The 15,045-nt window shown below is 66.1% G+C and carries 11 protein-coding genes; 5 read left to right on the plus strand and 6 right to left on the minus strand.

Features of this window, described 5'->3' with window-relative positions; translation table 11 throughout:
* The first annotated feature begins 168 nt into the window (after positions 1–168).
* Complete coding sequence (gene glgX / locus NS365_RS09160) at positions 169–2,448, plus strand: glycogen debranching protein GlgX (RefSeq protein WP_058599979.1); 2,280 nt, start codon at positions 169–171, stop codon at positions 2,446–2,448.
* 414 nt (positions 2,449–2,862) lie between these two features.
* Here glgX and NS365_RS09165 read toward each other — a convergent pair whose 3' ends face one another.
* Positions 2,863–4,836 carry an AI-2E family transporter gene (locus NS365_RS09165; RefSeq protein WP_244496362.1) on the minus strand — a complete coding sequence of 658 codons (1,974 nt, stop codon included), beginning with the start codon at positions 4,834–4,836 and terminating at the stop codon, positions 2,863–2,865.
* 324 nt (positions 4,837–5,160) lie between these two features.
* On the opposite strand from NS365_RS09165, the gene NS365_RS09170 reads away from it, so the two are divergent.
* Together NS365_RS09170 and NS365_RS24485 are read left to right on the plus strand one after the other, a co-directional pair.
* Complete coding sequence (locus NS365_RS09170; RefSeq protein WP_058599981.1) at positions 5,161–5,730, plus strand: hypothetical protein; 570 nt, start codon at positions 5,161–5,163, stop codon at positions 5,728–5,730.
* Positions 5,731–5,856: 126 nt separating this feature from the next.
* Positions 5,857–6,033 (plus strand): hypothetical protein, encoded by a 177-nt coding sequence (locus NS365_RS24485; RefSeq protein ID WP_156419874.1) that lies wholly within the window; start codon positions 5,857–5,859, stop codon positions 6,031–6,033.
* An 81-nt stretch (positions 6,034–6,114) separates the two neighbouring features.
* Here the strand turns inward: NS365_RS24485 and NS365_RS09175 are convergent, their stop codons facing one another.
* The 5 genes from NS365_RS09175 to NS365_RS09195 all read right to left on the minus strand — a co-directional run bounded on the left by NS365_RS09175 (position 6,115) and on the right by NS365_RS09195 (position 12,892).
* Positions 6,115–7,725, minus strand: coding sequence for a tripartite tricarboxylate transporter permease (locus NS365_RS09175; protein ID WP_058599982.1), 1,611 nt, complete (start codon positions 7,723–7,725; stop codon positions 6,115–6,117).
* Positions 7,726–7,964: 239 nt separating this feature from the next.
* On the minus strand, positions 7,965–8,444 hold the full coding sequence (locus tag NS365_RS09180) for a tripartite tricarboxylate transporter TctB family protein (RefSeq protein ID WP_058599983.1): 480 nt from the start codon (positions 8,442–8,444) through the stop codon (positions 7,965–7,967).
* Positions 8,444–9,400: a Bug family tripartite tricarboxylate transporter substrate binding protein gene (locus NS365_RS09185; protein ID WP_058599984.1), complete on the minus strand. Its 957-nt coding sequence runs from the start codon at positions 9,398–9,400 to the stop codon at positions 8,444–8,446. The genes NS365_RS09180 and NS365_RS09185 overlap by 1 nt, the downstream gene beginning before the upstream one ends.
* 265 nt (positions 9,401–9,665) lie before the next feature.
* On the minus strand, positions 9,666–12,179 hold the full coding sequence (locus NS365_RS09190; RefSeq protein WP_058599985.1) for a sensor histidine kinase: 2,514 nt from the start codon (positions 12,177–12,179) through the stop codon (positions 9,666–9,668).
* A complete protein-coding gene (locus NS365_RS09195; RefSeq protein WP_058599986.1) occupies positions 12,179–12,892 on the minus strand; it encodes a response regulator transcription factor in 714 nt (237 codons plus the stop codon). Before NS365_RS09195 ends, NS365_RS09190 begins: the two co-directional genes overlap by 1 nt.
* A 198-nt stretch (positions 12,893–13,090) precedes the next feature.
* Here NS365_RS09195 and NS365_RS09200 point away from each other — a divergent pair, with 198 nt between their 5' ends.
* Positions 13,091–14,416 carry an NAD(P)H-dependent oxidoreductase gene (locus tag NS365_RS09200; protein WP_058599987.1) on the plus strand — a complete coding sequence of 442 codons (1,326 nt, stop codon included), beginning with the start codon at positions 13,091–13,093 and terminating at the stop codon, positions 14,414–14,416.
* 1 nt (position 14,417) lies between these two features.
* Entirely contained in the window at positions 14,418–14,984 is a 567-nt protein-coding gene (locus NS365_RS09205) for a lysozyme inhibitor LprI family protein (RefSeq protein ID WP_058599988.1), read from the plus strand.
* Positions 14,985–15,045 lie beyond the last annotated feature (61 nt).

Raw genomic sequence — 15,045 nt, forward strand, 5'->3', positions numbered from 1 at the left:
CGTCGAACCTTGCCAAGCGTTGTTACGCACAACCCTCGAGACGTCGGAATGCGTTCCGTTCGTCAGTCGGCAAAATCCTCGTCGGTAATGTCAACTCTTCGGGAACCAAACGGGGCTTTCGATGCTTTTCACGCTCGCAGTCTTCCTCCTGACGCGAGAACTCACTCCGTGAACATTCAGAACCCAACGGCTTCGCTGTTGAAGAGCCTCCCCCGTGCGACGCGCAAGGGCACGCGGGTTGAGGCCGGCCGGCCCTTTCCCCGTGGCGCGACATGGGACGGCTTCGGCGTCAATTTCGCTCTGTTCTCGGCCCATGCGACGAAAGTCGAGCTTTGCATTTTCGATGAGAAGGGCGAGCGCGAGATCGAGCGCATCGTCCTGCCGGAATACACGAACGAGGTGTTTCACGGCTATCTGCCCGACGCGCGTCCCGGCCTGATCTATGGCTACCGCGTCCACGGCCCCTACGAGCCCGACAACGGCCACCGCTTCAACCCCAACAAGCTCCTGCTCGATCCCTATGCCAAGCAGCATGTGGGCGAACTGACCTGGGACCACGCGCTGTTCGGCTACACGATCGGCCACAAGGACGGCGATCTCTCCTTCGACGAGCGCGACTCGGCGGCTTTCGTGCCCAAGAGCCAGGTCATCGACCCCGCTTTCACCTGGGGCACCGAGCGCCGGCCGAACGTGCCGTGGGAGCGGACGATCTTCTACGAAACCCATGTGAAGGGCTTCACGCAGCGCCATCCCTCCGTGCCGGAGCGCGATCGCGGCAAGTTCGCCGGTCTCGCCCATCACGACGTGGTTCAGTACATCAAGAGCCTCGGCGTCACCTCGGTCGAGCTTCTGCCGATCCACGCCTTCGTGGACGACAGCTATCTCGTGGAAAAGGGCCTGCGCAATTACTGGGGCTATAATACGCTCGGCTTCTTCGCCCCCGATCCGCGCTATATGGGCACGCCCTTCGTCAACGAATTCAAGGAGATGGTCTCGACCTTCCACCATGCCGGGTTGGAAGTGATCCTCGACGTCGTCTACAACCACACGGCCGAAGGCAACGAGAACGGGCCGACGCTCTCCTTCAAGGGCATCGACAACGCCTCCTATTATCGCCTCCTGCCCGACAACAAGCGCTACTACATCAACGACACGGGCACGGGTAACACCGTCAACACCTCGCATCCCCGCGTCATGCAACTGGTCATGGACAGCTTGCGCTACTGGGCCGGCGAGATGCATGTGGACGGGTTCCGCTTCGACCTCGCCACCATTCTGGCGCGCGAGCCGACCGGATTCTCGGAAGAGTCCTCGTTCCTCCACGCCACGATGCAGGATCCGCTGCTCAGCCAAATCAAGCTGATCGCCGAGCCCTGGGACTGCGGTCCGGGCGGCTATCAGGTCGGCCGTTTCCCGCCGGGTTGGGCGGAGTGGAACGATGGCTATCGCGACACGATCCGCGCCTATTGGAAGGGCGATGAGGGCAAGGTTCCGGCCGTCGCCTCCAAGATCTCGGCCTCGGCCGATCTCTTCGACAAGCGCGGCCGCCGGCCTTGGGCCTCTGTCAACTTCGTGACCGCGCATGATGGTTTCACGCTGCACGATACGGTTTGCTACAACGACAAGCACAACGAGGCGAATGGCGAAGACAATCGCGACGGCCATTCGCACAATCTCTCCTACAATCACGGCGTCGAAGGCCCGACCGACGATCCCGAGATCAACAATGTCCGCTTCCGCCAGCTGCGAAACTTCTTCTCGACGCTGCTCTTCTCGCGCGGCACACCGATGATCCTGGCGGGCGACGAGTTCGCCCGCACGCAAGGCGGCAACAACAATGCCTATGCGCAGGACAACGAGATCGGCTGGGTCGACTGGAACGTGACGGAGGAGGGCGTCCAGCTCGTCGAGTTCGTCCAGAAGCTCATCCGCCTGCGTCAGGCGCTGCCCATGCTGCGCCGGGGCCGCTTCCTGCACGGCACGTTCGATGAGGAGATCGGCGCGAAGGACGTCACCTGGATGTCGCCCTCGGGCGGCGAGATGCAGGATGCCGAGTGGAACGACACGGGCGCGCGTTGCTTCGGCGTGCTGCTCGATGGCCGCGCGCAGTCGGAAGGCATTCGCCGCGTCGGCTCGGACGCCACCATGCTGCTCGTCCTCAACGCGCATCATGACGTCGTGAACTTCAAGCTGCCGTCTGCTCCTGGCGGCCGGCGCTGGGCCTGCATCATCGACACCAACATGCCGGACCGCGACGAACTCGTGCCCTTCGAGTTCGAGACGGACTACATGGCGACGGGCCGTTCCTTCCTCGTCTTCCTGCTCGAGCCGGAAAACGGCACGGACTCGTCCGACGATGCGCATCAGGCCTTCGCACACGTGGCCGAAGCCTTCCGCCAGGCGGCGATCGATCGCGTTCACATCATGCGCCCGGAGGGCGTGGACTGACCGCATCCGTATCAAGCGAGAATAGACAAAGGGGCCGCGTCGAAGGACGCGGCCCCTTTCGTTTTGGCAGGCTGCAGGGGGAGGCGGCAAACGGCGCTACGAAAAGGGCAGGCCGCATCGCTCCATCTCGATGCCCGTCACCCTGCCGCTTGTTCCTTGCCACGCGCCCGCTGGCCGCTTGCCCCTTCTTCAACGTTGGCTCTCGTCTCGACCTCCCGTTCTCGCGAGCGCTCGGTTTCGCTTTGGCGATCCCCCCGCTCCCTCCAGACGGCACCGCCTGCTGCATGCATCATGAACCTTTGGTTGAGGCGCCGGGAGGGGGCAGGCCTTCGTGCCGCACGCGCCGCCCAACGCAAAAGGCCCGCCGTGACGGGCGGGCCTTCGAGACAACGGGCGTGAGCGTAATGGGCTATCCTACATCGCGACGGCCGAGGCCTCCGCTTCCACCACATTGCCGGGGCGCTCGGGAGACTGTTTCGGGCGGGGCTCGGGTGTCTGGGCCAGCTTCTGGCCGGACATTTCGAGGGCCGCGGCGAGCGCCTTGTTCAGCGTCGTCACCAACGCGTCGGCGTGAACGCGCCGCTGCAGCTCCTGCAACATGGCGGGGTCGCGCTGGCGCCAAATGCCGATCATAATGCGCGCGCGCGGTGCCACGCGATGCACCTCGCGCACGGCCTGTCGCAGATGCACGGTCGAAAGCGGCTCGATGAAGGAGAGGCAGACCAGCGCCACGCCTTCGGCATCCTTGCGCGACGGCGGGTTCTGGCGCAGTTCCGCCAGAGACAGATGCCGCGCGCCGAGCCCATGGCGCTCCAGAACCTGCGTCAGCATGGTCGCCACCGTCTGGTCCAGCGCGTTACCGCCGGACAGGCAGACGACCGGCGTCGGCCCGCGCCATTCGGGCGCGAGGTCTTCCTTGCGTTGGACGATGCGCGTCACCTCCTGATCGGGGCCGACCGCATCCACCGCCGCCGCCGCCTCGGCCGTCAGATGCGTCTTGCGCCGGCGTGAGGGTCTGATAGCGCCGACCTCTTCGGTGAGTTCCAGCGTCGCCGCGCGCAACACATCGAGCCGCTCTCCCTTTACGGCAAAGCGCGCCACGTCCTCATGCGCGATGCGAAGCCCCTCCAGCGCCACTTCGTCATAGTAGGTCGCCAGTTCGCGTTCGCGCAGGAATTCGCGCGCCTGATCGGCCGCCTCTTGCGGCGCGCCGGCGAGCATCCGCTGGTAGAAAATCTGCGGCGGCGAGAGCGCCGGCCGGTCGCCGAACATCACGTCGATAAAGGCGAGGCGCTGCACATGCCGGCCCATGACGACGAGGCAGATGGTGAGCGGCGTCGCCAGGATCAGGCCGACCGGCCCCCAGAGCAGCGCCCAGACCGTGGCCGCCAGAAGAATGGCGACGGGCGAGAGCCCGGTGGAATGGCCGTAGAGCACGGGCTCGACCACGTTGCTGAGCAACGCCTCCGCCCCGAGATAGAGAACCGCCGTCCAGATCACCATGGACCAGCCGGGATCGACCGCGAAGGCCAGAAGCATCGGCAGGCCCGCGCCGACGAAGCCGCCGACATAGGGAATGAAGCGCAGGATACCGCCGAGAATACCCCAGAGAATCGGGCTCGGCACGCCGAGCAGCCAGAGACCCAGCGCCGTCATCGCACCGAAGGCGGCGTTCACGCCAAGCTGAAACAGGAGGAGCTTCGATAGGCGTTTGGCCGCGTCGTCGATTGCGGCGGTGGTCTGTTGCAGATCGTCCGTGCCGGCCAGTCGGATGAAGCGATTTCGAAGATCCTCGCGCTGGAGCAGGATGAAGATGGCGAAGATGATCACGACGCCGAAGGTCGCGATGGGCGAGAGAAGCGGCAGGGCGACCGCGCTGATCGTCTCGAACAGGCTGCCCGAATTCTCCACCGTCACCGGGATGGGCTTGGGCGCGTTGGCGTCCCCTTCCGCGGGAGCGGCGAGCTTCTGGATGTCGGCGGCCATCTCTTCCAGTGCCACAGCCGCCCGGCTGAACGGCCCGTTGCCTTGCGACTGCGCCGATTCCGACAGGGAGCGCAGCTTCTGCTCGACCGTCACGCGGTAGGACGGGATTTCGCCGACCAGCCCCGTCACCTGCGTCGCGATCAGGAAGCCAAGCCCGAGGATGACGACGGTCGCGACAAGGATCGCACCCGAGATGGCGAAGATGCGGGGGATGCGGTGCCGCTGCAGCTTGATGACGATAGGCGCGAGGATGAAGGACAGAAGGATGCCGAGCGCGAAGGGAACGAAGATTTCACGCCCGAGATAAAGGATCGAAGACACGGCCAGGATCAGCACCGTTACCGCCAGCGCGGTGAACAGAGGCAGCGCGCGCCGAAGCATTTGCGAGGTAACGATATCCAAGGCAGCATCCTTTGGTCGCGCGAAACCGATCGCAGCGTCAACCTCGCCGAATGCTGGAAACGGAACGAGGTTCCTTGTCCGGTGCAAATTTCGAGCAGGACTCAATAAGGCTCGGGACAAAGGCCCGTTTGCTCCGCGCCCCCGGTAAAACTTTCCTCTCCGTCTCTTGTTGCCCTGGCTCCCTTGCGGGGCCGACAACGCCGGCCGTAGAGCCGTTTCGATCCTCGCGATCTGTCTCCCGCGTCCCGTGCTGCTTCGGCCTGGATGGGCAAGAGCGGGGCTGGTCCGCTGGCTTCGGGATTGTCAACCAGGAAGGGTTCGGACGTGGAAACAGGCGATATTCTCTATTTTCCCAACAGGCCGTTCCATCACATCGGCATGGCCTACGACGCCAGAACCGTGATCCACGCCAATCACAAGAAGAACTTCCACAAGACATCGGACCAATACGAAACCGGAAGCCAGAGCTTCTACATGTCGGAAGGGGCCGGAGTGGAGCATTTCCGGCCGCCTTGGGCGAAGTGTTCGAATGCCGACGCGCGCAAGGCGGAGTTGCAGCGAGTGGCCGACGCGATCGTGGCGGGCGCTGAGTACGGCAAGTACCGCGCTGTCAGGCTTTTTGCCGGGGACTCCGCCTTTGGGCCGGAGGCCTTCACGCGGCTGATGAAATATCGCGAGCGGTACGAGATGGGGAAGGCGACGCCCGACCGCTTTTCGCAGCCGGGCAACGAGGTGATCAAGACCGTGACCTGCTCCGAGGCCGTCATCATCGCCTATCAGCTGACGTTCCCGCTGGGAGAGAGGCCCTTCTTCATCAATCTCGACGGGGCTCACGCCATGCCCAATACGCTGAGAACATGGCTCAAGGCGAGCGGCTGGCAGAAAACACGATAGGTTCAATCGATTTGATGGTCGCCACTTGCAAGGCTGCGCATTTTTGCATGGCTCCCTCGCCGTGGCGTCTCTTCTAAGCGGAACCGGAAACGCCCATCTTCCTCTCAACAGATCAAGGAGAAGAAGATGAGCAGCACGTCCCGCATCCGCCAGTTCGGCCACCAGATCCGCAGCTTCGCCGACACGATGAGCGGTGCAGTCGCTTGCGCCGCTGCCGCCGAGGCCGGCAAGCGCCCGAGCCGTGCAGCGCTGAAATCGGCCGGCATCGACCCGGAAGCCTTCTACGGCATCAAGCGCGGCTGAACGCTCTTATCTCTTCCGTTAACGACAAAGGGCAGCCCCTCGCAGGGCTGCCCTTTTTGCATGGCGTCTATGGGGAAGCGCTCAGTCCTCGTCGGAGGCCATGGCCGAGAGGAGCTTGCCACGGCCCCGAGCGCGCAGGATCATCGGCACGACCAGCGCGAGGACCGCGAGGGTCAGGAGCGTCACCGCCAGAACCGAGTGAACGAGAATGCTCGGGTCACCCTGGCTGATGGCCAGCGCCCGGCGCAGCTGCTGCTCGGCCATGGGGCCGAGGATCAGGCCGACCACGACCGGCGCGATCGGATAGCCGAAGCGGCGCAGCATGTAGCCGAGCAGGCCGAACAGAAGCAGCATCCCCAGTTCCACCGCCGAGGGGTTGGCGCCAATGCAGCCGAGCGTCGCGAAGACGAGGATGCCTGCATAGAGCCAGGGGCGGGGGATCGTGAGCAGCCGGACCCAGACGCCGATCAGCGGCAGGTTCAGAACCACCAGCATCAGATTGGCGATCAGAAGGCTGGCGACGAGGCCCCAGACGATCTGCGGTGAGGTGATGAAGAGAAGCGGGCCGGGCTGAAGACCGAACTGCTGGAAGGCGGCGAGCATGATGGCGGCCGTCGCCGAGGTGGGCAGGCCGAGCGTCAGGAGGGGAACCAGCGTGCCGGCGGCCGAGGCGTTGTTGGCCGCTTCCGGGCCGGCGACCCCTTCGATCGCGCCATGGCCGAACTCTTCCGGATGCTTGGAAAGGTTCTTTTCCATGGAATAAGACAGGAACGTGCCGATCTCGGCGCCGCCCGCCGGCATGGCGCCGATCGGGAAGCCGACCGCCGTGCCGCGCAGCCAGGGCTTCCAGGAGCGCTTCCAGTCTTCCTTGGTCATCCAGAGCGAGCCCTTCACGGCCTCGATCGTGTCGGGCGTGCGGCTGGCGGCGGCGGCGACCACGAGAGCCTCGCCGATGGCGAAGAGCGCGACAGCGAGCGTCGTCACTTCGATGCCGTCCAGAAGATTGGCCGAAATGCCGCCGAAGAGCGACGACAGGCTGGCCCAGAGCGCGTGCAGCGGGGCCGTCGGATCGGCCGCCATCTCACGGAAATATTTGGCGACGGGCGTCAGCGTCAGGCGGGCCTGACCGGTCTGCAGGTCGATGCCGACAAGGCCGAGCGTCAGGCCGAGCGCGAGGCTGGTGAGCCCGCGCAGCGCCGAGTCGCCGAAGGCCGCCGAGACGGTCACGAAGGCGAGGATCATCAGCGCGAAATATTCGGCCGGGCCGAAGGACAAGGCGAACGAGACGATGACCGGCGCCAGAAACGCAAGGCCCAGCGTCGCGATCAGGCCGGCAACGAAGGAGCCGATGGCGGCGGTGGCCAGGGCGGGGCCGCCGCGCCCCTTGCGGGCCATCTTGTTGCCTTCGAGCGCGGTGATGATCGAGGCGCTTTCGCCCGGCGTGTTCAGAAGGATCGAGGTGGTCGATCCCCCGTACATGCCGCCATAGTAGATGCCGGCGAACATGATCAGCGAGCCGGCGGCGTCGAGCTGGTAGGTGACGGGCAGAAGCAGCGCGACCGTCAGCGCCGGACCGATGCCCGGAAGCACGCCGACCGCCGTGCCGAGCGTCACGCCGATCAGCGCGTAGAGAAGGTTCATGGGCTGGGAGGCCGTCATGAGGCCTTGGCCCAGAAGGGCGAATGTATCCATCGGCAGAACCCATGCGGGAAGGAAGGGGCGAGCCGCAGCGAGGCGGAGCGGATGCGATGCGGTCGGGGCAGGGGGCGCTGAAGGCGCCGGGGCTCGTCCCGGTCTGCTGTGTTGAAGCGGCTGGCGTCGGCCGGCGAGCCGGGGGAGGCTCAAGGCACTCTCGCCAAAAGCCTGACTCCAGCGTTGCGTATGCGCTCAAGCGCCGAATGTGAAAGCCGAACCGGCTTTCACGCAAAGCCTTAAAAGAACAGGCGTTCCAGCGGACCCGCCGGCAGCGACAGGCGCAGAACCTGCGAGAACAGAATCCAGATACCAAGGCTCATGAGAATGCCGAGCGGCACCGAGAGATAGAGCTTTCGCTTGCCGAAGGCGCGGGCCGTCGCGGCGAAGAGCAGGCCCGTCGCGATCGAGAAGCCCGCCGTGTTCAGAAGGATCAACTGCGCCGCGAGGCCGCCGACGATCCAGGCGATGGGGCCGAACTCGTCATGGTCGCGCTCGGGAAACTCGCCGCGCCAGGCCTCGACGATGGTCCAGACCGAGAGCGCGAGAAGCACGGCGGCGATCACATACGGAAAAGTCGCCGGGCCGATACGGGCATAGTTGCCGCCACCGATCCCACGCGCGTCCAGCCCGACGAGCAGGCCGAGAATGCCGATGCCGATGCCGATGGCCAGCGCCGCCCGATCGGGGCGGCGCGCGGGGTTGGACAGGTCGGTCATTACTGGACGAGACCGATCGCGGTGAGCACCTGCTTGGTGTCGGCGATGTTCTTGGCGAGCTCGGTCTTGAACGCGTCACCGGCAAGGAACGTGTTCTGCCAGTTGTTGCGCTCCAGAACCGCCTTCCACTCAGGGCTGGCGACCATCTTCTCCAGATTGCCGATCAGCGCGGTCTTCTGCTCGTCCGTGATGCCGGGCGCGCCGGCGACCATGCGCCAGTTCTGAAGGGTCATGTCGATGCCCGACTCCTTCAGGGTCGGGGCTTGCGAGCCCGCGACGCGCTGTGCGCCCGTGGTGGCGAGCAGGCGCAGCGTGCCCGCCTTGACTTGGCTTTCGAACTCGCCATAGCCCGAGATGCCGGCCGCGACCTGCTGGCCGAGAATGGCCGCCAGAGCTTCGCCGCCGCCCGAGAAGGCGATGTAGTTGATGGCCTTGGGGTCCGCGCCCACGGCCTGCGCCAGCAGGCCGGCCGCGATATGGTCCGTGCCGCCGGCCGAGCCGCCCGCGATCGCCACCGCGCCGGGGTTCTGCTTCATGGCCGCAGCCAGATCGGCGATCGTCTTGTAGGGGGAGGACGCGGGCACGACGATCGCCTCGTCCTCGCCGGTGAGGCGGGCGAGCGGGGTCACTTCGTCCAGCGTGACGGGCGAATTGTTGGTCAGGATCGCACCGACCATGACATAGCCGCCGACGAGCAGCGCGTCCGGGTTGCCGGACTTGGTGGAGACGAACTGCGCGAGGCCGATCGTGCCGCCGGCGCCCGGAACGTTGATCACCTGCACGTTGCGGGCGAGCTTGGTGTCCTGCAGCACGGTCTGCATGGCGCGGGCCGTCTGGTCCCAGCCGCCGCCCGGCGAGGCCGGGGCCATGATCTCATAGGCCGGCGCGGTCTGCGCCAGGGCCGAGGTGGAGGCGAGGGCGAGCGCGACGAAGGCGCCGACGATCAAGGACTTCATGTGGATTCCTCCCGAAACGAATACCGAATGGTTTTTGGCCGTGGACGGTCAAATCGCAGGGGAAGGGACGCAGCTAAAATCGAAATCGGTTGTGCCGGCGAATGTCCCTCCAGACATTCGGGCGGCGCGAAACGCGGCTGCAAGCGTTTCGCCGGTCTCCCATCGACTGCACGTCCAGCCTCCCCGGCCGTCGCGTCCAGACTAGACCCGTGGACCTGTCAAAAACCTGTCAGGCGGCTCGGGTGTTTTGGAATTGTTAAAGGTTTCAATGAGGGGAGACGATTTCCTGCCATGTGGCGAGGAAGCGCTCGCGCCGCTGCCGGTCGAGGCCGACGAGAAGCGAGGGGCCGAAGCGGATCGGCTGCACCGCGCCTTGACCGAGCGAGGCGATGCGATCGGCCGTCCAGCGCCCGTCCGCGCCGGGCAGAAGCGCGCCAAGCGCGGCCGGGCCGGCGAGGATCGCCTGACCGGCGGGCGAAAGGGCGAACTCGATAAAGGCTTCGGCGAGTTCGGGCTGCGGGGCGTCCTCGGGGATGAGAAGCGAGCGGGAAAACACGAGCACGTAGTCGTCCGGCACGACGATGCCGATCGGCGCGCCCGCATCGGCCCGCGCGAAGGCATAGGAGCCGATGATATTGTAGCCCATCGCGAGATCCCCCGTCGCGATCCGGTCGAGGATTTCGGGGCTGGAAGCCGTGAGTTGCACCCGCGCTCGCCCGAAGGCGGCGGCCAGACGCCAGAAATAGGAGGAGATGGCCTGATCCTGCGTCGCCAGGAGATAGCCGACGCCGCTGCGCGCGACATCATAGGTGCCCACGCGCCCCAGAAAGCGCTGCGGCTCGCGCTCCAGAAGCTCGGCCAGTTCCAGATGGGTGCGCGGCGCTTCCTCGGGCTTCACGAGGTTGGTGTTGTAGACGATCACGGCCGGCTCGAAGGTGAAGCCGAAGACCTCCGAGCGCCAGCGCGCCCAGTCGGGAATCGCGGCGAGCCGCGTCGGCGCAAACGGGCGCACCAGCCCTTCGTTGACGAGCTTCACCTGAAGATCGGAGGCCGAACTGACCACGAGATCGGGCGCGGCCTTCTGCCCCGACACCAGCTGGTCATAGACCGCCCGGCTTTCGTTTTCCTCGTAAGCAACGGCGATGGTCGGATGGGCCGCCTGAAAGGCACGGATGAGATGGGAGAAAAGCCCCGTGTCGGTCGCGCCCAGAATGTGAAGCGTGGCCGCCGCCGGCTTTTCGCGCGCTGGGAAGTCGGCGGCCGCCTCGGCCGGGCGTGGGGCGGAAAACGCGCCAGCGAAGGCGGTGAGCAGCGCCAGGAGGGCGAGCACGTGGCGGCGATCCGGCGCTGGCAGCTGTGAAACCGGCGCGGCCTCGGCCGGCAAGCGAAGATGCACGGCGAGCCCGCCGCCTTCGCGGTCACGCAGCAGCACCGCGCCGCGATGGGCCTCGGCCACGCGCGCGACGATGGCTAGCCCCAGGCCCGAGCCGCCCCGGTCGATCCGCGCGCCCGCCTCACCCCGGCGAAAGCGGCCGAAGACGAGAGGCTTCTCATGGTCGGGAATGCCCGGACCCCGGTCGCGCACGGCGATGTCGAGCGCCGGGCCGTCCCGCGCAATCGAAATCTCCACCTCGCCTTCGCTGTAGCGCAGGGCATTGTCCACGAGGTTGCGGATGGCTTCGCGCAGCACCACGCGATCGACGCTCAAGTTCGCATCCGCAGCATCGGGCGCAATGGCAAGGATCACCCGGTCGGACAGATCGGGGCTGAGGCGGCGCACCACTTCCTGCGCCAGTGGGGCGACGGGTGTGGGCTCTGGCTGGTTTTCGAGACGATGGGTCACCGTCGCGTCCATCAGAAGCTGCGAGACGAGCTGGCTCGCCTGCACGGCCCCCTCGTGAATGCGCTCCACGTCGCGCCGCAGCGCCGCCGGGTCGCGCTCGGCCAGCGCCAGCTCGGCCTGCGCGCGCAGCGAGGCCAAGGGCGTTCGCACCTCATGGGCGGCCTCGGCCACCAGCGCCTCCAGCCGCTCGCGCGCGAGCTTCAGTCGGGCGGTGAAACCGTTCAGCGCTCCGACGAGCTGCGCGGTCTCGGACGGGGCGGGGAGTTCGACGGGCGAGAGATCGTCGGGCGAGCGCTCGCGCAGGTGCTTTTCCAGCGACAGGAGCGGAGCGAAGGCGCGCCCGATCCCGGCCCAGAGCAGAAGCAGCGCCAGAAGCGTCAGAAGAAGGATCGGCCAGAGCGCGTTGTGGAGGATTTCGCGCGCCAAGGCGTCCCGCTCGCCCCGCGTTTCGGCGACGCGGATCGTCACCCATCCCGTGCCCTCGGCGGTGGAAACGAGCCGCCCGACGCTCGCCACGCGCACTCGATCGTCGCGGAACGCCTTGTCGGCGAAAACGGGATCGCCGCCCGTCGCAGGCGCCAAGCCGTCCGACAGGTCGGCTTCGCCCGTGACGTTTTCTCCTTGCGGCGACTCCACGGCGTAGAAAATCCGATCCTCGCCCGAGAACATGGCGAAGGAGGCGAGCGGCAGTTCCACCGTCACGCGCCCGGCCTCCAGCTGCACCGCGCCGCCGATCGTCAGCGCGGAGGCGGCGAGCAGCCGGTCGAAGGCTCGGTCCGAGGCGCGTTCGGCATAATCGCGAACATAGAGAACCAGCGCGAAGGCGGCGGCTAGAAGCAGCGCGCCGCCGAAGACGAGAATGCGCTTGCGGATCGAGACCGGGCGTTTGGCCCGCGCGGTCTTGCGCCGATCCGCGCGGGCGAAGGTCGGCGGCATCAACCGCCCAGCCGCTCGCCGGTCGCCTTCGGCTTGCCGGCAGGCTCGCCGGCGACGCGCGCGACATAGCCCGCCCCGCGCACGGTGGCGATTTCCACCGAGGCGCCTTCCAGCTTGCGGCGCAGGCGCGAGACGTAAAGCTCCAGCGCGTTGGTCGAGACCATCTCGTCATAGGAGAAGAGCTGCGCCATCAGCTGCTCCTTCTGCACCACGACGCCTGGCTTCGAGAGAAGGATTTCGAGCAGGCGAAACTCGCGCCGGCCAAGATCCACAGCCCGGCCGCCGACGGTGACGAGATGGCCCGCCATGTCCATTTCCACGTTGCCGACCCGCGCCAGACTGGTGGTCTGCCCGGCCGGGCGGCGCAGGAGGGCGCGCAGCCGCGCTTCCAACTCCCGCAGGTCGAAGGGTTTGACGAGATAATCGTCCGCGCCTTGATCCAGAAGGCTGATCTTGTCGTCGATCTCGGCCCGCGCGGTGACAACCAGAACCGGCACGCTGGAGCGCCCGCGCCTCAGCTCCGCGATCACGGAAAGCCCGTCGCGCCCCGGCAGCGAGAGATCGAGGATCACCGCGTCGAACGGCTCCAGCGCGAAGGCTTCCAGCGCATCCTCGCCCGAGCGCACCCATTCGACCGAATGGCCGGCATTGCGCAGGTGCCGGTTCACCGCGTCGCCCAGCCCCTCATTGTCTTCCACCAGAAGCATACGCATGGCGACGGGCTGCCTGTTCCATCCCCGGACATTCGATCGGGTGTCAGCATAGGGAGGCCCCGGCGGTTTGCAAACCGTCCGGCGTCTCTGTCGCGGTGGCTCACGGTGGAAGGTGGTTGATCCCAGGGCGGTACACCCCTTATCCCCCAGACAACGCCGCGCCACTCTGGCGCGCGGGGAACGAGGGGGCCGTCGGCCATGGACAAGATCGCGCGCGTGGGCCTTGCGGCCGAACTTCTGGCCTATGCGCAGGAGCGCGGTCCCGTCACGGTCGGCCTTGCCGGTGCGGGCCAGATGGGCACCGATCTCATGGTTCAGCTTCTCCTGATGCCGGGCGTCCGGCTGGGCGCGGTCTCGACCTCCAAGGCCGACCGCGCGCGAGAGACGTTGCGCTTTGCCGGCTACGAGGCGGGCGCGGGCCGCTCGGCCGAAACCCCCGCCACTGTCGATGCCGCGATTGAGGCCGGCGATGTCGCCGTCGTCGAGGATTTTCGCACCTTCTGCGCGGCGGGGCGGATCGATGTCGTGATCGACGCGACGGGCAGCCCGAGCGCGGGCACGCGCATCGCGCTCGAAGCCTTTCGCAACGGCAAGCATGTGGTCATGCTGAATGTCGAGGCCGACATCACGATCGGCCGCTATCTCAAGGCCGAGGCCAAGCGCGCGGGCGTCGTCTATACGGGCGCGGCCGGCGACGAGCCGCAATCGACCATCGAGCTGATCGGCCTTGCCCAGTCGCTCGGGCTCGACATCGTCTGCGCCGGCAAGGGCAAGAACAACGCGCTCGATTTCTCCGCCGTGCCCGCCGACTACGAGGCGGAAGCGGCGCGGCGCAACATGAATGCGCGCATGTTGGTTGAGTTCGTGGACGGCTCCAAGACCATGGTGGAAATGACCGCCATCGCCAATGCGACGGGCCTCAAACCCGACGTGCCGGGCATGCACGGGCCGGACGCCTCGTCCGAGCGGCTGGCGCAGGTTCTCTGCTCGAAGGAGGATGGCGGCATTCTTTCGCGCCCCGGCTGCGTCGATTACACGATCGGCAAGGGCGTCGCGCCCGGCGTCTTCTGCATCGTGAAGCCCCGGCACCCGCGCATTCTGGAGCGCATCGCCGATCTCAAGGTCGGCCCCGGCCCCTGCTTCGCCCTCTACCGCCCGTTCCACCTCACCTCGATCGAGGTGCCGCTGTCCGCGATCCATGCCGTGATGCGCGGCACGCCGCATCTGGAGCCGCTCGATCATCCGGTCGGCGAATGCATCGCCGTCGCCAAGCGTGACCTGGCCGTGGGCGAGACGCTCGGGCGCATCGGCGAAACCCAGTATCGCGGCTTCGCCATGACCTGGGAGGACGCCCGCGCGGCCGGCGGCCTGCCGCTGGGTCTGGCCGAGGGCGGCGTGGTGACGAAAGCGATCAAGGCCGGCGAAAAGCTCACCTACGCCAATTGCGAGCCCGACGCCTCGCTGGAGGTCACGCAGATTCGTAAGCTTCTGGACACGGCGGATGCGCGGTTCGTCGGGGCGTGAGATGAAGTCCACTCGTTTATGCGCTGTGGTTTATGCCCTCGGTCTCACCTTGTCTCATACCCATGCCGTTGGTTTTGCTCATGCCCAGACGGATGAAAGAGCTTCGAGCGAGGACGTCTCGGCCGACATCAAGGCCGTAAAGGCCTGTGTGAATTCGCTAGGGCGCCAGAAGAAAGGACGTTCGGCAAACGAAAAGTCCCATGACGATCAGTACGATTGCATCGGCGTGATCATGAGGCCTTGTATCGATGAGCCGTCGGATGAAAGCTCTTCAGACCATTCTTTGATGTGCGCGGAGCGTGAGTTCCAGGCTTGGGATGCCGTCCTGAACGAGAACTATCAAAAGAAGCTCGAGCAGATTCAATCTGGCGATGACGACGACGAAGACGTCAAAAGAAGACAGGTCGAAACTCTGCGCGCCGCTCAGCGGCTTTGGGTCCAGTTTCGAGACGCCGAAGTAGAGCGCATGGACGCGGAATCCTACGGCGCTGGGGGACATTGGATTGCCTACAACGACGAGTTCGTCAAAATGGATTTGACGGCCAAGCGCGCGATCGATCTCAAGTGAACCCAAAGCGAATGGCTTGATAAACAGCGCCGCTCCCTTCGGGAAGCGGCCATTGAATTTC

It is taken from the genome of Aureimonas ureilytica (assembly GCF_001475935.1).
Classification (GTDB): domain Bacteria; phylum Pseudomonadota; class Alphaproteobacteria; order Rhizobiales; family Rhizobiaceae; genus Aureimonas; species Aureimonas ureilytica_A.